This window comes from Mesorhizobium sp. B2-9-1 (assembly GCF_006439455.1).
In the GTDB taxonomy this organism is placed as follows: Bacteria; Pseudomonadota; Alphaproteobacteria; order Rhizobiales; family Rhizobiaceae; genus Mesorhizobium.
The window spans coordinates 267953-291920 of the sequence record NZ_VFTP01000001.1 but is presented as its reverse complement, the minus strand read 5'-3'; the positions used below and the strand labels follow the sequence as shown (position 1 = coordinate 291920).

Below are 23968 nucleotides of genomic sequence, written 5' to 3'. Positions count from 1 at the left end.
TGGTCCACAGAGAAGTACAGATGGACGCATCAGGCCCAAATGCCAGTGGCGCCACCCTCGTCGAAACCGTCATGACAGCAATCCGCCAGCGGATCGCGGCGCGCACGCTGACGCCCGGAGCCCGCCTGCCGTCGATACGAGCCATGGCCAGATCCATGCAGGTTTCAAAATCGACCGTGGTCGAAGCCTATGAGCGCCTCGCGGCGGAAGGCACGATCCGTTCGCGGCCTGGCTCCGGCTTCTACGCCGCCGGCCAGCTCGCGCCATTGTCGCTCGCCGAGATCGGCCCACGGCTGGACCGAGCCGTCGACCCGCTCTGGGTGTCGCGGCAATCGCTCGAAGCCGGCGAGGAGATGCTGAAACCCGGCTGCGGCTGGCTGCCGGCGTCCTGGATGCCGCAGGCCGCCTTGCGCCGGGCGCTGCGCAGCGTAGCCCGCGCGGACGACGTGACGCTTGCGGACTATGGCACGCCGCTCGGTCTGCCGCCGCTGCGCCAATTGCTGGCAAGGCGCATGGCCGACCATGGCGTCGAGGCCTCGCCGGACCAGATCATGCTGACCGACTGCGGCACCCAAGCGATCGACCTTCTGTGCCGCTTCCTGATCGAGCCGGGCGACGCGGTCCTGGTCGACGATCCTTGCTATTTCAACTTCCATGCGCTGCTGCGCGCGCATCAGGCCAAGGTTGTCGGCGTGCCTTACACGCCTTCGGGACCGGACATCGAGCTTTTCGCCGAGGCGCTCGCCGAGCACCGGCCGCGCCTTTACATCACCAATTCCGGCATCCACAACCCGACCGGCGCGATCTTGTCGCCGGTCACCGCGCATCGGCTCCTGAAGCTCGCCGACCAGGCGGACCTCACCATTGTCGAGGACGATATCTTCGCCGACCACGAGCATAGCCCTGCTCCGAGACTCGCGGCCTTTGACGGGCTGCAGCGCGTCGTCCAGATCGGCTCCTTCTCCAAGACGCTGTCGGCCTCGGTGCGCTGCGGCTTCATCGCGGCGCCAGCCGACTGGATGGAGGGGCTCACCGATCTCAAGATCGCCACGACATTCGGCAGTGCGCGGCTATCCGCCGAGCTGGTGCTGACCCTGCTGAAGGACGGCAGCTACCGCAAGCATGTCGAGCAGTTGCGCACGCGCCTGTCGCGCGCCATGGCCGAGACCGCCGGCAGGCTGAAGGCGATGGGTATCACGCCCTGGATCGACCAGCCTGCCGGCATGTTCCTCTGGTGCCGCCTGCCCGACGGCATCGACGCCGCCGACGTCGCGCGCCATGCGCTCTCGTACAATGTCGTGCTGGCGCCCGGCAACGCCTTCAGCCTGTCGCATACCGCCGGCCGCTTCATGCGCTTCAACGTCGCGCAATGCGCCGACGAACGGATTTTCCAGGTGGTCGAAAAGGCGATAGCCGCGTCTCGTCGCAAGGCCGCGTAGTCTACGCTGGGTCTCAGCAGGCCCTAGGCCCCTGCCCGCTTGCGGCGCTCATACATCATCACCAGCGTCTCGGCGGTCAGCGCCGGCTTCTGCTCGCCTTCGATCTCGACGGTGTTGGCCGCCTTCATCAGATACTGACCGGGACCGCGGTCCTCCATGGAAAGCAGCGTGGTGCGCAGCCTGATGCGCGCGCCGGCCTTGACCGGCGCCAGGAAGCGCACTTTGTCGAAGCCGTAGTTGAAGGCGGCCTGGGTGTTTTCCGGCACGATGCCCATCTCCAGCGCCAGCGCGCCGATGATCGACAAGGTCAGGTAGCCATGCGCGATCGTGGTGCGGAATGGGCTCTGCCGTTTCGCCCTTTCGGGATCGACATGGATCCATTGGTGGTCGCCCGTGCATTCGGCGAACTGGTCGATGCGCTGCTGGTCGACCGTCGTCCAGTCGGACACGCCGAGCTCCTGCCCGGACATCATGCGCAACTGCTCGAAGGTCGGCGGCGTTCTCGGCCGTGTTTCCGTCATCCCGGCTTTCCCATCACTTTTGCCTGTCTCCCGACCATGAAGCGGCGGCCTCTGTCAATTCGCCGCCCCGCGATTTTCGCCGGCAGAGTTGATGCTTTGGGGCAGGCCGAGAACGCTCGGACACCTGCGCCGGTTGCATCGCATGTCGGCCGGTGATGGGTCCGAAATCGCCAGGTAGCCTATTTCTTTTCGTAGCCGGCGCGGATTTCCGCCATCGCATCCCGGATCCGGTCGCGCAGGATCTCGACCGATTCGGTGCTGGATTTGCGCACAAGGTCGGCCACTTCGCTGGCATTCTTCAGCGTCGTCTCGAACGACCTGCGGGCAAACTCCGCCTGCTTGCTCATCAGGTCCTGCGGATTGCCGGGCGTCTGATAGTTCTGCGCCATCCGCGTGATCTCATGCATGGCATTCTGGACCATCTCATGCTGCCTCGCCAGCACCGAGGATGCGCCGGCCGCACTTGCCCTCGCCGATTTTTCCAGGGCTTCGAGGTTCTTGCGGTGATGGTCGAGGATCGCCTGGACGTCGACATTCGGTAGCTTGAGGTCGCGGCCGAACCTGCTGAACATGTCGAGGAACGAGTCCGATTCCGGTTGTCTTGCCATGCCCTGCCTCCCTGCCGGCCGCCATGCGGCGCCCTTGAAGGAGAATAGTGCTCCTTGGGCCGGCGTCAATTGACGAGGAACAGCCGCTCCGCCATATGGAGCGCCAGCCCGGCAAGCCCGCCGACGATCATGCCGTTGAAGCGGATATATTGCAGGTCCCTGCCGATGTTCAGCTCGATCAGCCGCGTCAGTTGCGCCAGGTCCCAGCGCTTGACCTGATCGGCGATGAATGTCGACACCCCGCTCTTCTGGCTCTCGACGAACGAAGCCAGCGCCACGACAAAACCCTGGTTCATATCGGCCCTGATCTGGGCGTCGTCGGCCAGATGCCTGCCGACCTCGACGAACATGTTGGCGAGGTGCTCGCGGATCGTCGAATTCGGCGCATTGACGTCCTGCTCGATGAACAGGCGCAGGCTTGTCCATGCATCGCCGGCCAGCGCCCGCACCTCCGGACGTTCGAGGAAATCGCGCTTCAGCTTCTCGGCGCGCCTTGCATATTGCTTCGAGGTCCTGAGCCGCTCGATGAAGCCAAGTACGAAACCGTCGAATTCGGCGCGCATGGAATGATCTGGATCGGCCCGCACCTCGTCGAGCAGCGAACCCGCCGACGCGACGATCTTCTTCAAAAGATAGGCATCGGCGCGAAACAGGTTGAACAGCGACGGCAGTTCCTCGCGGATTTTTTCACGCATCGTCGCCAGCGCCTGCTCGTCGTTGAGGAAACGCCCGACGACCCGGATGAACTCGTCGAACAGCTTTTGGTGGCGGCGATCGTCGGTCAGCGCCGACAAAAGATCGGCCGCGAGCGGCGCCAGCGGCACCTTCTCGATCTGCTCCAGCATGCGGCTGGTGACGAAGTCACGGAGGCCTGACTGCTCCACCGCCGTCAATGTCTGCGGCACGAGGCGTACGACGAATCGCGACAGATCGGAGGCGCGTTCGGCGTCGGCCAGCCAGTCGGCGACCAAAGCGGCGAAATCGACCTCGGCGAGCTTCTCGCGCACCGGCTCCGGCGCCAGGAAATTGGCCTCGATGAAGCGGCCGAGATTGTCGGCGATCCGGTGCTGGTTCTCCGGAATGATGGCCGTGTGCGGGATCGGCAGCCCGAGCGGCCGCCGGAACAGCGCCACCACGGCATACCAGTCGGCGAGGCCGCCAATGGTCGCCGCCTCGGCGAAAGCCGCGACGAAGCCGAGCCACGGATGGCCGCTCTCGAAGGACTTGGCGAGCGCAAAGACGAGGATGCACAGCGCGAGCGCCGCGGCGGCGACGAACTTGGTCCGCCGCAACGCCGAGAGCTTAGCCTTGGCATCGGCGTCGAATCGAACCGGCGCGAGGGCCGAAGCTGTCCGTGACATGGAAAGGCGTTTCCTGTTTGCACCCGCTTCTATCTAGTGGCTGCGCCGGCAAAACGCTCGTTCGAAGCGCTGGAGCGATATCCGGCGACTATCCGCGCCGGCATGCACAAAAAGTTGACACGATTATTCAGCTATGTACCGGTCCAGTCTGGAATTGTTCCAAACTATGGGCCATATTCGGCTTTAGGCTAATATTTCGCGAGGATACCATGCGGCTCACGCGCCAGACCAATTATGCGATGCGTATCCTGATGTATTGCGCCGCTAACACCGAAAGGCTGAGCCGCATCCCTGAGATCGCCGCCGCCTATTCGGTATCCGAACTGTTCCTCTTCAAGATCCTGCAGCCGCTGGTCGAGGCCGGCCTGGTCGAGACCGTGCGCGGCCGCAACGGCGGGGTGCGGCTCGGCCGAGCGGCGGAACAGATCAACCTGTTCGATGTCGTGCGCGTCACCGAAGAGAGTTTCGCCATGGCCGAATGCTTCGAGAACGACGCAGCCGAATGCCCGCTGGTCGACAGCTGCGCCCTGAATTCGGCGCTGCGCGAGGCGCTCAACGCCTTCTTCGCCGTGCTTTCCCGCTACACCATCGCCGACCTCGTCGCCGCGCGCCCGAATGTGCGCAGCCTGCTCGGCATCGACCTCCTGGAGCAGCGCGCCCCTGCAGCGTGATCGGGCCCTGGCGGCTTGGTTCTCGAGGGGAGCCACCTCACACCTTTCCGGGTGCAACGCCACCCGAGAATTCTCGGATGGGGCGCCACCCTATGGCCTCGCGGGTGGGGGCGCGCCACCCATGGCTTCGTCATTCTAGGGCGGAGCAAGGAGCGCAGCGACGCAGCGCAGACCCTAGAATCCATTCCGTGACGTTTCAGCCCTACAGCGATGCAGAACTGGCGTTGGCGCCAGCGCTCCTTTCTGGATCGCCGCATTCTTCGGCTGATGTAACGGAATGGATCCTCGGGTCTGCGCGTCCGCTTCGCTCCCGCTCCGCCCGTGGATGACGAAGGCGGGAAACCGTCCTCGCAGCCAAGTCTACGCTGCCGATTGCGGCAGCACGAACGGCATGTTCGCGGCAGGCAGTGCGCCGACCTTCAAGCGGCAGTCGAACACCCTCTCGATCAGCTCGTCATTGAGCACGTCCGTTGGCGACCCCGCGGCGGCCAGTTGGCCGCGAGAGAGCACGAAAATTCGGTCGGCATACATGGCCGTCAGATTGAGGTCGTGCAGGATCGCCACCACGCCGCCGCCGCGCTGGGCGAAATCGCGCGCGATGTTCATGATGATGAGCTGGTGCTTGATGTCGAGGCTGGAGACCGGTTCGTCGAGGAAGAGGTAGCGCGGCCGCCCTTCGAGCACCGGCGCCCAGACCTGGCAGAGCACGCGGGCAAGCTGCACGCGCTGCTGCTCGCCGCCGGAAAGCTCCTGGTAAAAGCGGCCGGCAAAACCGCCGAGGTCGACACGCGCCAGCGCCCGCTCGGGTAAACGCGCATTCTCGCCGGGCAGCACGCCGGAGCGCCCGCCGATCAGGCCGAGGCGAACGATCTCGCGCACGGTGAACGGGAAGGACAGCGCCGTCGATTGCGGCAGCACCGCGCGCAACGTGGCCGCCTCGACCGGCTTCATCGCGGACAGGTCGCGGCCGTTGAGGGTGACGGTGCCGGTATAGGCAAGCTCGCCGGTCAGTGCCTTGAGCAGCGTCGTCTTGCCGGATCCGTTCGGTCCGACGATGGCCGTCACCTCGCCGGGCCGCGCCGCGAAATCGACATTGGACACGATGCGCCTGCCGCCGATCGCCACCGAAATGTCGCGTGCTTCGATCATGGCGAACTCAAAGATCAACGACGCCGCGCTTGCGCAGCAGGATCCACAGGAAGAACGGCGCGCCGGCGACCGCGGTGACGATGCCGATCGGCAGTTCGGCCGGCGCGACGATGGTGCGGGCGACCGCGTCGGCGACGAGAAGCAGCGACGCTCCGAGCAGGGCCGAGGCCGGCAGCAAATAACGGTTGTCCGGCCCGATCGCCAGCCGCAGCACATGCGGCACGACAATGCCGATGAAACCGATGCCTCCGCTGACCGCGACCGAAGCGCCGACCGCTGCCGACACCGCGACGACTGCCGTGTATTTCAGCCGCTGCACCGCAATGCCGAGATGGCCCGCGGTCGCTTCTCCCAGCGCCAGCGCGTTGAGGCCGCGCGACAGGAACGGCATCGCCGACAGCGCCAGCACGATCACCGGCCCCACGGTGCCAATCTTCGGCCATGTCGCGCCAGCCAGCGAGCCGAGCTGCCAGAACGTCAGGTCGCGCAGTTGCCGGTCGTCGGCCATGAAGATGAGGACACCCGTCAGCGCCATGGCAAGAGCGCTGATGGCGATTCCGGCAAGCAGCATGGTGGCGACCGACGTCCGCCCCTGGCGCGTGGCGACGGCGTAAAGCAGCAACGTCACCGCGAGCCCGCCGAAGAATGCCGCGAGCGGCAAAGCGAGCGTGCCCAGCGCAAGCGTGACGGGCGCAAGCCAGGTCGTGCCGACCACGATGATCGCCACCGCACCGAGACTGGAGCCGGCGGAGACGCCGATCAGGCCGGGATCGGCAAGCGGATTGCGAAACAGCCCCTGCATCACCGCGCCGCAGACGGCCAGCGCTGCGCCGATCAGCACGCCGAGCAGCACGCGCGGCATGCGGATGTCATAGACGATCAACTGGTCGCGCGCGGCCAACGCCGCGTCGGCAGGCATGGTGCCCGTAAACCAGCCGCGGATGACGCGGACCGCGGAGGCGTCGGAAGCGCCCGACGTCAGCGACAGGAACACGCAGAGAGCGAGCGTCACACACAAGAGCAGGATGACAAGCCTTGCCCGGGCCGAGCGGTCGCCATCGGCTGCCATCGCCCGGTCCGCGCCGGCAATGGATTGTTCGGCCATCGCCGCTCAGTCCAGGACCTGGTTGCCGTAGAGCGAAACGGCAAGATCGCGGATGGCATCCGCCGTGCGCGGCCCGAAGCCGAGCAGGTAGCCGCCCGACATGCTGATCATCTTGCGGTCGACGCCCGCCGGCGTCGAAGCGACGGCAGGGTTGGCGAACAACTCCGCTTCCGAGATCGGCGGTCCGCCGCCCGTCATCGTCAGGATCACATCCGGCCTGGCGCTGACGATCGCCTCGTCCGTCATCGACTTGTAGCCGGAAAAACCCTCAACCGCATTGACCGCGCCGGCCAGCCTGATGATGCCGTCGGCCGCCGTGTCGCTGCCCGCGGCAAGGATCTTGCCGCCCTGCGTTGACAGCACGAACAGCACGCGCTTGCGACCCTTGATCGCAGCCGTCTGCTTTTCGGCCGCCGTCAGCTTCGCGTCCGTTTCGGCAACGAGCTTCTCGGCCTTGGCCCCGACCCCCAGCGCTTTTCCCACGACGCGGATCTTTTCGAGGATGCCCTCATGATTGTAGCGGTCCGGCACCTCGATGAACGGCACGCTCGACTTCTTCAGCACGTCGACCGCTTCTTTCGGGCCGCTGCCCTGCAGCGCCAGGATTCCGGTCGGATTGACCGACAGGACGCCCTCGGGCGACAGCGCGCGCATATAGCCGACATCCGGCAGCTTCGCCGCCGCCTCGGGATAGTTGCTGGTCGAGTCGCGGGCGACGAGGCAGCCTTCCTCGCCGAGCGCATAGACGATCTCGGTGATCGAGCCGCCTATGGAGGCGATCCGCGAGCTGTCCGAAAAGACAGTCGTGCCTTCATCCGCCGTGGCCGGCTGAATGGCGACGGCAAGCAGGACGCCGAGCATCGGCGCAAGCGCCGCGCGGAAACTGAGAGCAAAGCGCATTGGGTGCTACCTCATGCAGCGGTCGGATTGGGAATGCGGGGCAGGTTCTCGGCCAGAAAACGCCAGTCTTCCCGCTCGCCTTCGCCTTCATGGCGCTTGCCGAAGAACTGGATGATCATGCCGCCATCGGCGTCATAGGCCTCCAGCGAGGTGACATGGCCGTCCTTGGTCGGCTTGCGCACCGCCCAGACCTCGTGGATGTGGTCGGTCCTCAGATGCAGATGGAAAGTCTCGTCGAGCACGTTGAGCCACGGACCCATCGGCTTGACCGACTTGATCGGGCCGGAATGGATCTGGATGCAGCCGCGGTTGCCGACGAAGCACATGATCGGCATCTCGCCTGCCGCAGCGTGGTGGAACATGGCGCTGACCGCGTCATTATCGAGCAGCCAGGCGTAGTCCTGACCCACCATGCGCACCGCCTCGCGGCGGCTGAGCTTCAGCGTCTTCAGCATGCCGAAGAACTGATGCACGTCGGTAAGCCGGCTCCAGCGGTCGCGCAGATCGCCGATCGAGGCAGCCGAGCCCTGCCCTTCATCTTCTCCTTCCGCGGCGCTTGGGAGGATCGCGACGGTCGGTTCCTGGTTCGACGATTCGAGGCTCGCCACCAATTTCTGGTAGGCATAGAGATTGGATGCGGGCTTTAGATGCACCTTGTGCACCGCCTCGCCCGCCGCGTCGAAGAACTGCAGGCTGCGGCGGATCTCGCCGCCGTCGCGCTTTTCGACGGCAAAGCCATGCATCCAGGCCTTCGGGAAGATGCGCAGGTCGATGTTCTCGCCAAGCACCATGGCGTTATGGTTGCCGGTGACGACCTTGTCGTAGACGCCGATCTTCTCGTGCACGGCGCTTTCGTTGCGCGTCAGCGCCATCACCTCGCCGACCGCCTCGAGCCCGGTCAGCAGATCGTTGACACGCGGCTCGACGCGGACAGTGCCGAAGCCGCAGTGCGCCGCGACCAGTTCCGCTTCCGAAATGCCCAGTTGCGCCGAGAGATCGCGCTCCCGCATTTTCGAATTTTCTTCTCGCGCCCGCCGGATTTCCTCCGGCAACGGTTTAACGCGCTGGTCCATATCGTCCACCTGCAATGTCTTCCACCCGTGCTGACTGATATGGGCTGGCCTAACCCCGCCGGTTCCGATCACTTGTTGAGGATCAGCTTGCCCTGGCGGGTGATCTTCAGGCGGTAAAGCGCGCCGTGATGCTCGATGCCGATCTCGTGCTCGCCCTGGAACAGCGTGTTGCTGGAGAGCGTCCTCACCGCCAGCGGCAGCCTTTCGTAATGCATCTGCGTGTCTTCCGGGCGGCGGACGCGATAGCGGAAATCGTTGGGATTGTGCGTGTTCATCGGGTCGGTCCTTTCCTCTGACGGCCACCTTGGCCGCAGCCTCTCAAAATGCCGATTCAATTCTTGACTCGAATAATCATGTTTACTAGTCAGTGCATTACCGGAGTAAATTAGTCAACATTTAAGACGCCGGATGTCATCAAAAATGCGAGCGAGCCACCGGCCAGCCAGCTACGAGCCTGAAAATCTGGAGTTGGGGCATGGAGTTGGTGACTTGGGGACGGACGGGCCTGGCTGGCGATAGCGTGGGGCCGGGCTTCCGATCGATTGCAAAGACAATCGCCGCATTGATGGCCGGAGCGGCGGCGATTGCGCTCAGTGCGCCCGCCGCGCAGGCCCAGCAGGCCGCGCAGACGGCGGTCAACCAGCAGCAGTCCGATCAGAAAAGGCAGGCTGACGAGAAGGCCGCGGCCGAAGGGACCCTGCTCGACAAGATCCTCGTCATCAGCCGCACGGGCGAAACCGCGATCCAGTCGCTGGCTTCCGCCAGCCATGTCGACCAGGAGCAGCTCGACCGCCGCATGGCGACGACCCCGAACGAGATGCTGCTCGGCGTGCCGGGTGTCACCGTGCAGGCCGACGCGCGGCGTGTCTCTTCGAGCATCAACATCCGCGGCCTGCAGGATTTCGGCCGCGTCGCGGTCATCGTCGACGGCGCAAGGCAGGACTTCCAGCGTTCGGACCACGGCACGCAATCGACCTTCTATGTCGATCCCGAGCTGATCAAATCCGTCGACGTCATCCGCGGCCCGACCGCCAACACCTATGGCTCCGGCGCCATCGGCGGCGTCGTCTTCTTCGACACCAAGGACGCGGCGGATTTCCTCAAGCCGGAGGAGACTTGGGCCGGCTCGCTGACCGGGCGCTATGAAAGCAACGGCAAGGGCTGGACCACCAGCGCGACCGGCGCTTACCGGATCAACGACAACTGGGATGTTCTCGGCAACATCGTCTACCGCGACTACGGCGACTACAAGAACGGCGGCGGCGACACCGTTGCCGGCACCGGTTTCGATGTGCTGAGCGGCCTGCTCAAGACCACCATACGCCCGAGCGAAAACAGCGAATTGAAGCTCGGCTGGGTCGGCTCGAAGGACGGCTGGACCGAGACCAGCGGCGGCGTGCCGGCGAACGACGTCGACTTCAAGTCGAACACTTTCACGGCTCGCTACAACATCACCGATGACGCCAGGAGCTGGCTCGACCTCCACATCAACGCCTCCTACAACAAGACCCTTCTCGACCTGACCACGCTCACCGCGCAGAACCGTTTCGATCCGGTCACCGGCCTGCCCGTGCTGCTGCCCGCCGGCTCGCTGTCGACCTTTGATGTCGGCACGACCGGCATCGACATCTGGAACACGTCGCGCTTCGAGACGGCGAGCGTCGCCCATGAACTGACCTATGGTGGCGACTGGGTCGGCGACGACGTCGATACCGGCGGCAGCGCCGGCGGCGACTCGTTCTACACGCCGTCGGGCAAGCGCAACGTCTCCGGCGCCTACATCCAGGACAAGCTGACCTGGGAGTGGCTCGAGGTCATTGGCGGCCTGCGCTACGACAATTACAGCCTGAAGGACGATACGAATGAGGCGTCCGGCGACCGAGTATCGCCGCGCATCACCGTCGGCGTCTCGCCCTTCGAAAGCGCCGGCCTGGCCGGCCTGCAATTCTACGGGACCTATGCGGAAGGTTATCGCTCGCCCTCGCTGACCGAGACGCTGATCAGCGGCAACCATCCAGCCGGCGTCAGCTTCCCCTTTCTGCCCAATCCGAACCTCAAGCCCGAGACCGGCAAGACCGTCGAGTTCGGCGTCAACTACAAGCGGAACGACATCCTCGAGGGCGGCGACGCGCTGCGGCTCAAGGCAGCCTACTTCAACAACAATGTCGACGATTACATCGACGGCGTGACGCTCTCGCCCTTCGATCCGACCAGCGGTTGCCCGTTCGGCCCGGGCATTCCGATCTGCTTCCAGTACCAGAACTTTGCCAAGGCCAACATCGACGGCTTCGAACTGGAAAGCGTCTACGACGCCGACTGGGGCTATGCCGGCCTGTCGGCCTCCATCATCGACGGCCACACCATCTCGTATGAAGGCGAGCGCGCCGACCTGGCCACCATCCCCTCCTCGCAGGTGACGGCTCAGCTGGGCCTGCGCTTCCTCGAGGACAAGCTGACCGTCGGCGGCGAGGTCCAGTATAACGGCAAGCCCAAGGGCAATCCGGCGGCCAAGGATTATACGCTGGTCAACGCCTTCGCCAGCTACCAGGCGACGGACAATCTCAAGCTCGACTTCCGCGCCGACAATCTGTTCGACGTCAAATACACCAATCCGCTCAACGGAGGCACGACCGCTGTCGTCTACGAACCCGGCGTCACCCTGAAGCTGGCGGCTACCATGCGCTTCGGAGGCTGAGGAATGAATAGCTTGATGGCATCGCTTCGCCTGCTGACCTCGGCGCTGGCGATGTCGCTCGGCCTGGCGCCGGCGTGGGCTCAGTCCGCGCCGACTCCGGCCCGAGGCGCTTTCGGCGCATAGGGATGGGACTGCATCCGGCCAGTCCACATGGCGCCATGGCGTGGCCTGCCTCCGGTCCGCCATGGGCGGCAACCGATCTTGATTTGACAATTCCTTGTCACGTGCGGCAGGTCTCGGCGCGAGCCATGCAGGACATCAATCACCCTTCCGATGCAGGCAGTGAACCGGCGATCAAGCCGGACGCGCCGCTCATGCAGACGCGGCAATCCGCGGGAGATCGCAGATGGGCAGTGGCGATCGTCGCCTCCGGCCTGCTCCATGGCGCCGCCGCGGCGGCGTTTCTGATCGCACCCGCGGGAACATTCGATCCTGCGGACGCGATCAGGGCCGAGGGCGCCGACCAGTCCGGCGCCAACGTCATCGGCAGCGCCTTGGACGACCAGGCGTCCGGCGCGGTGGATGTTACCCTGGTGCCGGATCCGCAACCGGCAAAACGCCAGTCTGTCCAGTCCGCTCCGCCAGTCGAGGCGCCGCAGCCGGTAAGTGAGCAAGTGGCGCGCCAGCCTCCGCCGGAAGCCGCCAACGAGCCGGCCCCGGATATCCTGGCAGCCGCCGCACCGCGCCAGGATAATCAGAGCGTCCCTACGGACAGCAAGCCAACGCCCGCGATCGAGCCGCAAAGCACACAAGCGCCCCCTGCCGAGCCCGAGCAATCGCCGGTCCCGAGCGCGGCATCGAGCGCACCAGCCGCATCGGCGGAGCCAGGCGAAACCGTTGAACCGCGAGGCACGGCGGATGGCGATACGCGCGACGCGCCTGTCGTCGCCAGCAAGGGCAAGAAACAGGCCGCCGGCAATGCGCTGGAATCCCGCTACAGCGGTGAAATCCAGAAGAAGCTTGCCCGCGCCAACCGTCGCGTTTCGAAGTCGGTCCAGGCCAAGGCTCGCAACAATGCCAGGGTGGTTTTCGTCGTCGCGGCCGACGGCAGCGTCAGCGACCTGCAGCTCGCCGAAAGTTCAGGGTCCGCCGAGCTCGATCAGTTCGCTTTGACGCTGGTGCGCAAGCAGGCACCGTTCCCTCCCATTCCACCCGAGACCGGAAAATCGAGTTGGGTGTTCAAGGCGCGGATCGGCCCTTTTTAAAACTCCCGCCATCCAAAGAATTCGTCCATGTCGAAAGGAAGCCAATGTACATCGCCATGAACCGCTTCAAGGTCCAGAACGGCTCGGAAGAAGCCTTCGAGAATGTCTGGAAGAACCGCGATTCCAGCCTCTCCGAAGTGCAGGGTTTCAGGGAATTCCACCTGCTGCGCGGTCACCCGCAGTTCGAAGGATTCTCGGTCGTCGAAGGCGCCTGAACATGCCTTTGCCAAACGAGATTGTTTCGCGCCAGCTTAGTTCCCCGACACAGGGATTTTGAAAGGTTGCCGTTTGTCTTCGAGCAAGATTTTCCGTTCATTTCCGTGAAATCAGCGCAAACGCTGGGGATTGGTTGAAGCCGCCCCAATATCGTCATTCTATGGCGGAGCAAGGAGCGAAGCGACGCGCGCAGACCATAGAATCCATTCCGTGACGTCGAGGCGCTGCCACGGTCCAGAATTCCGCACCGCTGCACCCCACGGCAAAGGACACGGAATGGATTCCAGGGTCTTCGCGACGCCGCTTCGCGGCTGCTCCGCCCTGGAATGACGATCGCGATGGGCGTTTCGGCCAATCTCCAACGCGTGCCGCCTGCCAACGCAAACAGAGCCGACCAGTCAAAAATCCCTGTGCAGCGCCAGCTAGTTCCTCGACACAGGGATCCTCAAAATTGTCGGCGGGTCAGTGAAATCAGCGCAAACGCGGGGGGTTGGCTGAAGCCTCCTCAACCTCGTCATCCACGGGCGAAGCAGCCGCGAAGCGGCGTCGCGTAGACCCGAGGATGACGATCGCGATGGCGTTCCGGTCAATCGCCAAGGCATGTAACTGCCTACGCAGACATAGCCGACTGGCCAAAATCGCCGTGCTGGGGAACTATGCTGCCGCCAGCAGGCTGGCGTTGCCACCCGCCGCCGTGGTGTCGACGCAGACCGCGCGCTCATGCGCGTAGGCCGCCGGGTTCAGCACCTCGCTGACCAGCGGCACGATCGGCCCGGCGCGCTCGGCAATCACCTTGCGCACGATGCGCGCCGCTTCCGGCGTGCCGGAGAAGGCGACGACATCGACGCGCAGCGAGCGCGCCTCGACCGGATCGGGCCGGCCGTCGATCGCCGCCAGCGGCAGACCCTTGCCGGTCAGCGCCGATAGCGCCGCCGGAGCGCCCGGCGCCACCGCAAGCACCGCATTGCCGGCCGCGAGCGCCTGGATCGTCTGGGAAAGTAGCGTCTCTGCATCCGGGCCTAGGCACAGCACCCGGCCGCGCGGCGCCAGCGACAGCGTGTTTGCCTCGCCGGTCGGTCCCGGCAGGTCGACCTGGCCGAAATCGAGGCTGGCAGCGGCAGCGATCGCCGCCGCGCCCTTGCCGCGCAGATGCTTCCTCAGGATCGCCACGCGGTCCGGCCGCGTCGACCAGCCGCCCAGCGCCGGATCCGGCAGATTGTCGGCAAGCTCGGTCGCGGTCACCTTGTGACCCTCGCCAACCTCGGTGCCGGCCTCCGGCCCCTTGCGGAAGCGGCGCAGGTAATGCGGTCCGCCGGCCTTGGGGCCGGTGCCCGAAAGCCCCTCGCCGCCGAAGGGCTGCGAACCGACGACGGCGCCGATCTGGTTGCGGTTCACGTAGATGTTGCCGGCATGAATACCGTCGACGAAATGCTGAACGCGGCCCTCGATGCGGGTGTGCAGACCGAAGGTCAGCCCATAGCCCTTGCGGTTGATGGCGGCGATCACCGCGTCGATCTCGTCGGCGTCGAAGGTCGCGACATGCAGCACCGGGCCGAACACCTCGCGCTCCATGTCCTCGATACCTTTGACGCGAAAGACATGCGGCGCGACGAAACGGCCGGTTGCCGGCGCTTCCAATTTTGCGATCAGCCGGCCCTCCAGCCCCTTCTTCTTGCAATAGTCGCTGATCGAAGCTTGCGCCTCGTCGTCGATGACAGGGCCGACATCAGTCGAAATCGCCCAAGGATTGCCGACAGTAAGCGCTTCCATCGCGCCCTTCAGCATTTCCAGCATCTTCTTCTCGACATCCTTCTGCACGTAGAGAACGCGCAATGCCGAACAGCGCTGGCCGGCGCTCTGGAAGGCCGAGGCGAGGATGTCACGCACCGCCTGTTCCGGCAGCGCGGTGGAATCGACGATCATCGCATTCAGGCCGCCCGTTTCGGCAATCAGCATCGCATCGGGCGCAGCCGTCTCGGCCAGTTGCTTCTCGATCAGCTTGGCGACCTCGGTCGAGCCGGTGAAGCAGACGCCGGCAATTCGCGGGTCGGCCGTCAGCGGCGCACCGACCGAGGCGCCATCGCCCGGCAAAAGCTGGATGACATCTTCCGGTACGCCGGCCTCGCGCAGCATCTCGACGGCGCGGAAGGCGATCAGCGGCGTCTGCTCCGCCGGCTTGGCAATGACCGAGTTGCCGGTGACCAAAGCAGCCGCGATCTGGCCGGTGAAGATCGCCAGCGGGAAATTCCATGGCGAGATGCAGACGATCGCGCCGCGCGCTTGCGTGCCCGCTTCGGCATTGGCCGCCTCGGCGGCGTAGTAGCGCAGGAAGTCGACCGCCTCGCGCACTTCGGCGACGCCGTCGACCAGCGATTTGCCGGCCTCGCGGGTGGCGAGAGCGAAGAACTCGACCGCATTGGCCTCGTAGAGGTCGGCGGCGCGGTTGAGGATAGCGGCGCGCTCGGCAACCGGACGCTTCGCCCAAGCGGGTTGCGCGTCGACGGCGATGCGCACGGCGGTCGCCACCTGCTTGGCCGCCGCCTCATGCACCGTGCCGACGATCTCGTCGGGCTTGGCCGGATTGACGATCTGGCGCGGCTGGCCGTAGCCGGCGGCGCGCGTGACCGGCTTGGCGTGCCAGCAATCCGCGCCGGCGAACGCCGCCCTCGCCTTGTCGACGGCCGCGAGCGTCACCGGATCGGTGATGTCGAAGCCCTTGGAATTGCAGCGTCCGGCGCCGAAAATCGCGGCGGGACGAGCGATGGCCGGATTGGCGGCCGGGCCCTGCGTCTCGACCACCGCGAGCGGATCGCGCGCGATCTCCTCGGGCTCGACCTCCTCATCGGTCAACTGGTGGACGAATGAGGAGTTGGCGCCGTTCTCCAGCAGACGCCGCACCAGATAGGCGAGAAGGTCCGAATGGGCGCCGACCGGCGCATAGATGCGGCAGCGCGTGCCTTCGGCCTGTCGCACCGTCTCATGCAGCGCCTCGCCCATGCCGTGCAGGCGCTGGAACTCGAAGCTGTCGCGATCCTTTGCCATCGACAGGATCGCGGCAACCGTGTGCGCGTTATGCGTGGCGAACTGCGGATAGATGCGGTCGGTCATCGACAGCAGCTTTTTCGCGCAGGCGAGATAAGAAACGTCGGTGTTGGCCTTGCGGGTGAAGACCGGATAGCCGGACAGGCCGAGCGTCTGCGCCCGCTTGATCTCGGTGTCCCAATAGGCGCCCTTCACCAGCCGCACCATGATCCGGCGGTCGTATTTTTTCGCCAGCGCGTAAAGCCAGTCGATGGCGAAAGCCGCGCGCGGGCCGTAGGCCTGGATGACGACGCCGAAACCGTCCCAGCCGGCGAGCTCCGGGTCGGCCAGCACGCGCTCGATGACGTCGAGCGACAGGTCGAGCCGGTCGGCCTCCTCGGCGTCGATGTTGAGGCCCATGCGCGAATGCCGGGCGGCAAGCGCCAAGGACAGCAGCCGCTCGGCCATCACCGGCAGCATCGTCTCGCGCTGCGCCACCTCGTAGCGCGGATGCAGCGCCGAGAGCTTGACTGAAATGCCGTGATTGTAACGGATGTCGGGACCGTTCGACCCGGCATCGAGGGAGGAGATCGCATCCGCATAGGCGCGGTGGTAGCGCAGCGCGTCGGCTTCGGTGCGGGCCGCTTCGCCCAGCATGTCGAATGAATAGAGGTAGCCCTTCTGCGTCATCGGCCGCCCGCGCTTGACTGCCTCGGCTATGGTGCGGCCGAGTACGAACTGCTCGCCCATCTCGCGCATTGCCGCGGCGACCGCCTTGCGGATCACCGGTTCGCCAAGCCTGCGCACCATGGCGCGCAGCGTGCCCTCGATGCCGCCCTCGCCTTCGTCCAGCACACGGCCCGTCAGCATCAGCGCCCAGGTCGATGCGTTGACGAAGATCGAGCTCGAGCCGCCCGAATGCGCCGACCAGTCATGCGGCGCGATCTTGTCGGCGATGAGGTCGTCCATCGTCTCGGCATCGGGCACGCGCAGCAGCGCTTCGGCCAGGCACATCAGCGCCACGCCTTCCTTGGTCGACAGGCCGTAGGCCGAGAGGAAGACCTCCATCAGCCTGGGATCGGTCGAGCCGCGCACCGCGCGCACCAGATCGGCCGCGCGCGCCGAGATCGCCTTGCGCTCCTGCGCCGAAAGCCCGGCCGCCGTCGACAGGCGCTTCACCGCCTCGTCTTCGTCGGGCAAATAATTGGCGCGGATCTGCTGGCGGATGGCGTCGAGCGGCATGTCAGGTCCATGAAAGCGAGCGTGAGCGAACGGTCTGGCGGCCGCCGGACCGAATGGCGCAAGCTAGCACAGCTGCGATTTCCAGTCGGTCCAAAGAAATCGACAAGGTAGACTGATCGATCTATCATATAGCGACTGATCCCATCATTTCGACTGCAATTTTGATGACCGAAGACCAATTGGACCGCATTGACCGCAACATCCTGTCCGCGCTCGGGCGCGACGGCAGACTTTCAATGTCCGAACTGGCTTTGAAGGTCGGCTTGTCGAAGACGCCGGTGCAAGCGCGCGTGAAGCGGCTGGAGAAGGACGGGTACATACGCGGCTACCGCGCGGTCATCGACCGCGAGCGCATGGGCGAAGGCCATGTCGCCTTCGTCCAGGTGAAGCTATCGGACACGCGCTCGGCAGCGCTCGACGCTTTCAACCGCGCCGTTCAGGGCGTGCCGGAGATCGAGCAATGCCACATGATGGCATCGAGCTTCGATTATCTGCTGAAGGTCCGCACCACCGACATCGCCGCCTATCGCCGCGTGCTCGGCGAGCGCATCTCCGCCCTGCCCCATGTCGCCCAGACGTCGACCTTCGTGGCGATGGAGACGGTGAAGGACCGGTAGTTCCCGACACAGGGATTCTGAAAGGTTGCCGTTTGTCTTGGTGTGAGATTTTCCGTTTATGTCCGTGAAAGTCAGCGCAAACGCCGGGGATTGGCTGAAGCCGCCCCAACCTCGTCATTCTATGGCGGAGCAAGGAGCGAAGCGACGCGCGCAGACCATAGAATCCATGCCGTGACTTCGAAACGCCGCCACGGTGCAGAATTCTGCTCCGTTACACACCTTGGCGAAGGTAACGGCATGGATTCCAGGGTCTTCGCGACGGAGCTTCGCTCCTGCTCCGCCCTGGAATGACGATCGCGATGGGCCAATCTCCAACGCGTGCCACCTGCCAACGCAAACAGAGCCGACCGGTCAAAATCCCTGTGCAGTGCCACTAGTGCGAGGCTTCCTCATCTGATCGATCTGCTTGCTGGTCTTTATCACTGCCTCGACCATCGCGAATTCCGCGTCGAACGCGTTGAATTCAGCAACAAATTCCGGGTCCTTAAACCAGTCCTTGGCAGCATCTTCGACGGGAATTGTTTTTCGGTTCATGGGATCACCTTTTATCCCTTCACTCCGACAGCGTCTTCAGGAAAGCCACCAGCGCCGCGCGCTCGCGCTCGGAGAGATGGAGCGGGTGCACTTCGGAGACGCCTTCCACGCTGGGCGGAGCCTTTGAATAATGCGCCACCACCTCCTCGAGTGTCGCGAACTGGCCGGCATGCATGTAGGGCGGCCGGCTTGCGGCCCCCCTGAGCGATGGCGTCTTGTAGGCGCGCGTGAATTGCGGACCGTCCTGGACCATGAAGCGCAGCTCGCGGCAGGCGCTCTCGTCGCCGTCGCGGAACTTGCCGAGGCAATTGAAAGGATCGGCCCCGACCTGCGCCACGGCATCGACGCGCCCGCGGTCAGGCGGCAGGTCGTCGACCGGCGGCACGCCGGTGTTGTGGAAGGCGTTGTCGGTGAAGCGCGGGCCGTTGTGGCAGGTCACGCAATTGGCCTTGCCGATGAACAGTTTCAGCCCAAGGACTTCCTCCGGCGAGAATGCCGCGTCCCCTTCCGGCTTGGCGCCGGTCGCCAGATCGATGGCGAAGCGATCGAAGCGCGTCTGCTGAGGCTCGATCGAGCGCTCGAAGGCGGCGATCGCCTTGCCGATATTGGCGAAGACGCGGTTGACGTCGTCTTGCCGGCCGGTGGGCATGGCGTTCCACGCCGCCTTCTCGGCGTCGCTGCCGAGCGGGCTGGCGTTGGCCGGCACGGTCGAAAGGTCCGGCAGCGGTCCGAAGATCCGCTCATAGCGCTCGCCGAACCGCTTCTTGATGTAATGCGCGAAGGCGGCCCGGTTGCCGGCCTGCTCGAGCGGGTTTTCAAGCGGCGTCAGCGCCTGCGCCCACAGGCTGTCGCGCCTGCCGTCCCAGAAGAACCACGGATCGCGCGCCACGCCCGCCAGCGGCATCGTGCGGCGGTTGGTGTGGCCGACGCCGACCGCCTGCGGCAGGTCGTCCTGGAACTGGCGGTCGATCTTGTGGCAGGTCGAGCAGGACACCGTGCCGTCGCGGCTCATGCCGGCATCGAAGAACAGCGTCGAGCCGAGCGCGGCAGCCGCCGGCACATCCGCATATTGGTTGGTGGTGTCGACTTTGAGCGAGGGCAACGTGTTCAGCGCCAGCGACGCGATGGTCTTCTTCTCGGCGTCGCCGAATTGCGGCTTGCCGCATCCGCCCAACAGGGCAAAAGCGGCTAAAGCCAGCAGGCTTGCGATGCTGGCAATACGCCTCATGGCCCGCTCACAACACGATGTTGAAGACGACGGTATCGGATCCGGCGGCCGCCGAAATACCGAAGTGCAGCTGCCACCAGCCGCTCATGGTGAACTTCACGCCGTCGATGCGATAGCGCCCCTGGCCGAGATAATCGGTCGCCTGCGGACTGGTCGGCAGGCCGTGGTCGTGCCGCGGCATCCCGCCGGAGACGGTGATGGCCGCTCCTTCCACCGGCGCGCCGGCGGCGGTCTTCAGCGTCAGCAGCCAGGACTGCAGCTCGCCCTGCCGGACGACGCCGCGCTCCGGCTCGAAGCTCGCGACGAACAAGCCGTTCGCCGTCTTTTTCGAGCGCGACAGGTCCGGTCCGGGCGCCGATTGCGGCAACGTCAGATAGATGGCGGCCACGATGCCTACCAGCAGCGCGGCCAAACCGAGACCCGCAAGAATGTAACGCCATGTCGATGCCAAGCCCGTTCCTCTTCGGCTGCTAACGTCGCGGGCCGCTTGTCGCGTCCCGCCCTGCCTGTGGGAAATCGCTTCTGGCGCAAAAATCGCCGCTAGCCAAGCATGGCGCTGCCGGCCGCAAAAAGCTACAGCAACAAGATGTTAGGAAGGGATAAGCCCGCATGGCCAATGGTATCGCATCGATCGGCGAATGCATGCTGGAACTGTCGGGCCAGGCTGGCCCGAACTGGCGCATGGGTTTTGCCGGCGATACCTTCAACACGCTCTGGGCATTGCACGCCTTGAGCCCGGATCGGCCCGCGACCTATGTGACGGCCTTCGGCGACGATCCCTTCTCGCGCGACCAGATCGCCTTCTTTGCCGAGAATGGCATAGGCGTGGGCAACAGCCCGGTCATTGCCGGCGCGCGCCCCGGCCTTTACGCCATAACGCTTACCGGAGCCGAGCGCGCCTTCACCTACTGGCGAAGCGACGCGGCCGCGCGCCAGCTCGCCTCGGATCCGGCAGCACTGGCAAAAAGCCTTGAAAACCAGGCGCTTGTCTATTTTTCCGGAATCACCCTGGCAATTCTGGACGCGGCGGCGCGGAAAACCCTCCTCTCGGCCGTGGCGGCTGCCCGCAAGGCCGGCTCGCTCGTTGCCTTCGACCCGAACTACCGGCCGCGTCTGTGGCCGAGCCGCGCGGCGGCTCAAGCCGCGATCCTGGAAGCGCTTGCGGTGACCGACATCGCGCTGCCGACTTTTCCGGACGAGCAGATGTTGTTCGGCGATGAGACCCCCGAAGTCACAGCCAAGCGCCTGGGCAAGCTGACCGGCGAGGTCGTAGTCAAGAATGGCGAGCAGCCGGCCCTGATTGCGCTGAACGGCGCTTCGCAAACTGTCGACGCGGTGCATGTGGCTGTCCCCGTCGACACCACCGGCGCCGGCGATTCCTTCAACGGCGGCTATCTCGCCGCCCGGCTTGCCGGCCACGCACCTGCCGACGCGGTGCGCCGCGCCCACAAAGTCGCCGCCGCGGTGGTGCAGGTTCGCGGCGCGCTGGCGCCATCTGAGACCTTGCGGATGGCCTTCGACAGTTAAGCGCTATCGAAGCTTGGGCAGGAATCACTTCAAAATCGGCAAACTTTAGGGCAAGCGGAACCGATATTCCGTCACCTGATGATAGATTTGCCCCGGCCACAGCGTCGCCTGCGGGAAATAAGGCCGGTTCGGCGCGTCCGGCCATGTCTGCGCTTCGAGGCAGAGGCCTGAAAACGCCTTGTAGCGGCGGCCGTCGAGACCCGGCGACGTCGGAGCGACGAACTGGCCGCTATAGAGCTGCAGTCCCGGTTCGGTGGTCCAGACTTCCATCTCGACACCGGAATTGGCGCCTTGCACCCAGGCAGCCTGGTGCAGCGGCCCACGGCTGGAGGCCAGGCAGTAATTCAGGTCGTAGCGAAGCTGCTCGCCTTCCATTTCCATGCGCAGCGGCCGCGCCTGCCGGAAATCGTAGGGCGTGCCGTCGACCGGCTTCACCACACCGGTCGGGATCATCTCGTCATCGACCGGCGTGTAGGCGCCGGCGTTGAGCATCAGCCGGTGATCGAGGATGTCGCCCGCGCCGCCATCGTCGAGATTGAAATAGGAATGCTGCGCGAGATTGCAGAGCGTCGGCTCCTCGCAGGTCGCGGTCAGCTCCATGCTGAGCGTGCCTGGGATCTTCAGCCGATAGGTGCAGGTGACGTCGAGGGCGCCGGGAAAGCCCATCGCGCCGTCCGGATCGTGCAGCGTCAGCGTCACGAAATCGCGGCCATGCAGCGAGACGGTCCATGGCCGGCGGAAAAAGCCTTCCGAGCCGCCATGCAGCGTGTGCTTGCCGAGAAAATTCTGCTCGGTCTGGAAGCGGTTGCCGGCGATGGTGAAGCGGCCGCCGCCGATGCGATTGGCGAAGCGGCCGACGACGGCGCCAAAGAAGGCGCGGTCGGTCTGGTAGGGCTCGAATCGGTCGTAGCCCAGCACCAGCGGCGCGTCATGGCCGCTCAGCCTGAGGTCCTGGATGATGGCGCCGAGCCCGATGATGTTGGCCGTGATGCCGCCGCCGCGAATGGTGAAGCGGCGCACGGCCTCGCCCGCCTGCGTCGTGCCGAAGACCTCGCCGTCTTTCATCGCCATGCCCGAAATGTCGTTTCCGATCCGTGGATTTAGGCCGGCTGCGCATCATCCGGCAAGGGCAGGCTAAAGCAATTCCAGGAAAAGTGCGCAGCGGTTTTGCGCCAAAACAAGGCGAAAGAGCAGTCCACCGTTTTTCTGAAACGGTGGACTGCTCTGGGCGCCTGCCCTGTTCCGGGGATCGATATCAGAGCCCGAGGCCGCCGAAGCAGGCATATTTGGTGTCGAGATAGTCCTCGATGCCCTGATGCCCGCCTTCTCGGCCGAGACCGGATTCCTTGACGCCGCCGAACGGCGCCTCGGGCGTGGTGATCAGGCCTTCATTGACGCCGACCATGCCGTATTTCAGGCCTTCCATGACGCGGAAGGCGCGGCCGAGATCGCCGGTGTAGAAATAGGCGGCAAGGCCGAACTCGGTGTCGTTGGCCAGCGCGACCGCCTCTTCCTCGGTCTCGAACTTGAACACGGGCGCGATCGGCCCAAAAATCTCTTCCTTCATGAAGCGCATGTTCGGCGTGGCGCCAGAAATCACCGTCGGCTGGAAGAACGAGCCGCCGAGCGCATGGCGCTTGCCGCCGGCGACGACCTTGCCGCCCTTCGACGTCGCGTCGGCAATGAATTCCTCGACCTTCTCGACCGCCTTCTCGTCGATCAGCGGCCCCTGCTGCACGCCTTCCTCGAGGCCCGAGCCGACCTTGAGGTTGTTGCTGGCGGCAGCCAGCTTCTCGACGAACTTGTCGTAGATGCCGGCCTGCACCAGGAAGCGGTTGGTGCACACGCAAGTCTGGCCGGAATTGCGGTACTTGGCCGTGATGGCGCCGGCGACGGCACGATCGACATCGGCGTCGTCGAAGACCAGGAACGGTGCGTTGCCGCCGAGTTCCATCGACACTTTCTTGACCGTCGCGGCCGACTTCTGGATCAGGATCTTGCCGACCTCGGTCGAGCCGGTGAAGGTGATCTTCTTGACCAGCGGGTTGGCACAGATCTCGTCGCCGATCTCGCCGGCCGAACCGGTGATGACATTGACGACGCCTTTCGGGAAACCGACTTCCTCGACGAGCGCGCCCCAGGCGAGGCCCGAATAAGGCGTCTGCGAGGCGGGCTTGACCACCGCGGTGCAGCCGGCGGCCAAAGCCGGGCCGATCTTGCGGGCAAGCATCGAGGACGGAAAATTCCACGGCGTGATGGCTGCAATGACGCCCACCGGCTCCTTGGTTACCAGGATACGGCGGTCGCCCCATGGCGACGGCACGATGTCGCCATAGACGCGGCGGCCTTCCTCGGCGAACCACAGGATGTAGCTGGCGGCCGAGCCGATCTCGCCCTTGGATTCGCTAAGCGACTTGCCCTGCTCGATGGTCAAGAGCTCGGCCAGCACATCCTGATTGTCCATCATCGCGTCATGCAGCTTGCGCAGCAGCTTCGAGCGCTCGAGCGCGGTGGTCTTGCGCCAGCTCTTGAAGGCTTCCTCGGCGGCCTCGATGGCCCGGCGGGTCTCGGCCTTGCCGGCCTTAGGCACGGTGCCAATCTTGAGGCCGGTCGCCGGATTGTTGACGTCGATGGTCTGGCCGCTGTCGGCCTGCACCCATTCACCATCGATGAGGTTGGCCTGGCGCATGAAATGGCTGGTTTTCTGAAGCATGGTCTGGCCTCCGTTCGGCGCGCTGATCGGCCGTTTTCTGGATATCCGTTGGAGCGTGCTTCAAGAGCCGCACGCCGGCGCATTGCTCTTACCTAGGGAAAGGCGGGCAAGCAATCACAAGATGGCATATAGGGGTTGGGCCA

General features: G+C 65.0%; 21 protein-coding genes. 7 read left to right on the top strand and 14 right to left on the bottom strand.

Translation table 11 applies throughout. The features are described 5' to 3' along the window. Positions 1-20: 20 nt before the first annotated feature. Complete coding sequence (locus FJW05_RS01400) at positions 21-1439, top strand: PLP-dependent aminotransferase family protein (RefSeq protein WP_140627186.1); 1419 nt, start codon at positions 21-23, stop codon at positions 1437-1439. A 23-nt stretch (positions 1440-1462) separates the two neighbouring features. Here the strand turns inward: FJW05_RS01400 and FJW05_RS01395 are convergent, their stop codons facing one another. The 3 genes from FJW05_RS01395 to FJW05_RS01385 all read right to left on the bottom strand — a co-directional run bounded on the left by FJW05_RS01395 (position 1463) and on the right by FJW05_RS01385 (position 3929). After that, on the bottom strand, positions 1463-1960 hold the full coding sequence (locus FJW05_RS01395; protein ID WP_140627184.1) for a MaoC family dehydratase: 498 nt from the start codon (positions 1958-1960) through the stop codon (positions 1463-1465). Between the two features lie 179 nt (positions 1961-2139). Next, a complete protein-coding gene (gene phaP, locus FJW05_RS01390) occupies positions 2140-2568 on the bottom strand; it encodes a TIGR01841 family phasin (protein ID WP_140627182.1) in 429 nt (142 codons plus the stop codon). A gap of 65 nt (positions 2569-2633) precedes the next feature. After that, on the bottom strand, positions 2634-3929 hold the full coding sequence (locus FJW05_RS01385) for a DUF445 domain-containing protein (protein ID WP_140627181.1): 1296 nt from the start codon (positions 3927-3929) through the stop codon (positions 2634-2636). Positions 3930-4138: 209 nt separating this feature from the next. Here FJW05_RS01385 and rirA point away from each other — a divergent pair, with 209 nt between their 5' ends. After that, entirely contained in the window at positions 4139-4600 is a 462-nt protein-coding gene (gene rirA / locus FJW05_RS01380) for an iron-responsive transcriptional regulator RirA (RefSeq protein WP_140543679.1), read from the top strand. A gap of 360 nt (positions 4601-4960) precedes the next feature. Here the strand turns inward: rirA and FJW05_RS01375 are convergent, their stop codons facing one another. From FJW05_RS01375 to hemP, 5 genes are all read right to left on the bottom strand, one after another. Further along, entirely contained in the window at positions 4961-5749 is a 789-nt protein-coding gene (locus FJW05_RS01375; protein WP_140627179.1) for a heme ABC transporter ATP-binding protein, read from the bottom strand. Between the two features lie 7 nt (positions 5750-5756). After that, on the bottom strand, positions 5757-6854 hold the full coding sequence (locus FJW05_RS01370) for an iron ABC transporter permease (RefSeq protein ID WP_140627177.1): 1098 nt from the start codon (positions 6852-6854) through the stop codon (positions 5757-5759). A gap of 6 nt (positions 6855-6860) precedes the next feature. Beyond that, positions 6861-7754, bottom strand: a complete 894-nt coding sequence (locus FJW05_RS01365) for a hemin ABC transporter substrate-binding protein (protein ID WP_140627175.1) — start codon at positions 7752-7754, stop codon at positions 6861-6863. Positions 7755-7765: 11 nt separating this feature from the next. Continuing rightward, the gene (locus FJW05_RS01360; RefSeq protein ID WP_140543670.1) at positions 7766-8827 is read right to left on the bottom strand and encodes a hemin-degrading factor; all 1062 of its coding nucleotides are present in this window, start codon (positions 8825-8827) and stop codon (positions 7766-7768) included. 68 nt (positions 8828-8895) lie between these two features. Then, positions 8896-9102: a hemin uptake protein HemP gene (gene hemP / locus FJW05_RS01355; RefSeq protein WP_140543668.1), complete on the bottom strand. Its 207-nt coding sequence runs from the start codon at positions 9100-9102 to the stop codon at positions 8896-8898. 200 nt (positions 9103-9302) lie between these two features. Between hemP and FJW05_RS01350 the strand changes: the two genes are divergently transcribed. The 3 genes from FJW05_RS01350 (at position 9303) to FJW05_RS01340 (ending at position 12942) form a co-directional block, all read left to right on the top strand. Further along, positions 9303-11522 carry a TonB-dependent hemoglobin/transferrin/lactoferrin family receptor gene (locus FJW05_RS01350; RefSeq protein WP_181164818.1) on the top strand — a complete coding sequence of 740 codons (2220 nt, stop codon included), beginning with the start codon at positions 9303-9305 and terminating at the stop codon, positions 11520-11522. A gap of 248 nt (positions 11523-11770) precedes the next feature. Further along, complete coding sequence (locus FJW05_RS01345) at positions 11771-12727, top strand: TonB family protein (protein ID WP_140627173.1); 957 nt, start codon at positions 11771-11773, stop codon at positions 12725-12727. A gap of 44 nt (positions 12728-12771) precedes the next feature. Next, positions 12772-12942 (top strand): antibiotic biosynthesis monooxygenase, encoded by a 171-nt coding sequence (locus tag FJW05_RS01340; RefSeq protein ID WP_140627171.1) that lies wholly within the window; start codon positions 12772-12774, stop codon positions 12940-12942. 655 nt (positions 12943-13597) lie between these two features. Here FJW05_RS01340 and putA read toward each other — a convergent pair. Continuing rightward, the gene (putA, locus tag FJW05_RS01335) at positions 13598-17206 is read right to left on the bottom strand and encodes a bifunctional proline dehydrogenase/L-glutamate gamma-semialdehyde dehydrogenase PutA (protein ID WP_140627169.1); all 3609 of its coding nucleotides are present in this window, start codon (positions 17204-17206) and stop codon (positions 13598-13600) included. A 164-nt stretch (positions 17207-17370) separates the two neighbouring features. On the opposite strand from putA, the gene FJW05_RS01330 reads away from it, so the two are divergent. Continuing rightward, a complete protein-coding gene (locus tag FJW05_RS01330; protein WP_040981793.1) occupies positions 17371-17823 on the top strand; it encodes an Lrp/AsnC ligand binding domain-containing protein in 453 nt (150 codons plus the stop codon). A gap of 351 nt (positions 17824-18174) precedes the next feature. On the opposite strand, the gene FJW05_RS01325 is transcribed toward FJW05_RS01330, so the two are convergent. Genes FJW05_RS01325 through FJW05_RS01315 form a run of 3 tightly spaced genes read right to left on the bottom strand, consistent with a single transcriptional unit; the run spans position 18175 to position 20036 of the window. Beyond that, entirely contained in the window at positions 18175-18357 is a 183-nt protein-coding gene (locus tag FJW05_RS01325) for a hypothetical protein (RefSeq protein ID WP_181164817.1), read from the bottom strand. 19 nt (positions 18358-18376) lie between these two features. Beyond that, entirely contained in the window at positions 18377-19585 is a 1209-nt protein-coding gene (locus tag FJW05_RS01320) for a cytochrome c peroxidase (RefSeq protein WP_140627167.1), read from the bottom strand. Between the two features lie 7 nt (positions 19586-19592). Further along, positions 19593-20036, bottom strand: coding sequence for a FixH family protein (locus FJW05_RS01315; RefSeq protein WP_140627165.1), 444 nt, complete (start codon positions 20034-20036; stop codon positions 19593-19595). 158 nt (positions 20037-20194) lie between these two features. Between FJW05_RS01315 and FJW05_RS01310 the strand changes: the two genes are divergently transcribed. Continuing rightward, positions 20195-21112, top strand: coding sequence for a sugar kinase (locus tag FJW05_RS01310; protein ID WP_140627163.1), 918 nt, complete (start codon positions 20195-20197; stop codon positions 21110-21112). Between the two features lie 45 nt (positions 21113-21157). Here the strand turns inward: FJW05_RS01310 and FJW05_RS01305 are convergent, their stop codons facing one another. Together FJW05_RS01305 and FJW05_RS01300 are read right to left on the bottom strand one after the other, a co-directional pair. After that, complete coding sequence (locus FJW05_RS01305) at positions 21158-22183, bottom strand: aldose epimerase family protein (RefSeq protein ID WP_140627161.1); 1026 nt, start codon at positions 22181-22183, stop codon at positions 21158-21160. A 184-nt stretch (positions 22184-22367) separates the two neighbouring features. Next, positions 22368-23825, bottom strand: coding sequence for an NAD-dependent succinate-semialdehyde dehydrogenase (locus FJW05_RS01300; protein WP_140627160.1), 1458 nt, complete (start codon positions 23823-23825; stop codon positions 22368-22370). Between the last annotated feature and the right edge of the window lie 143 nt (positions 23826-23968).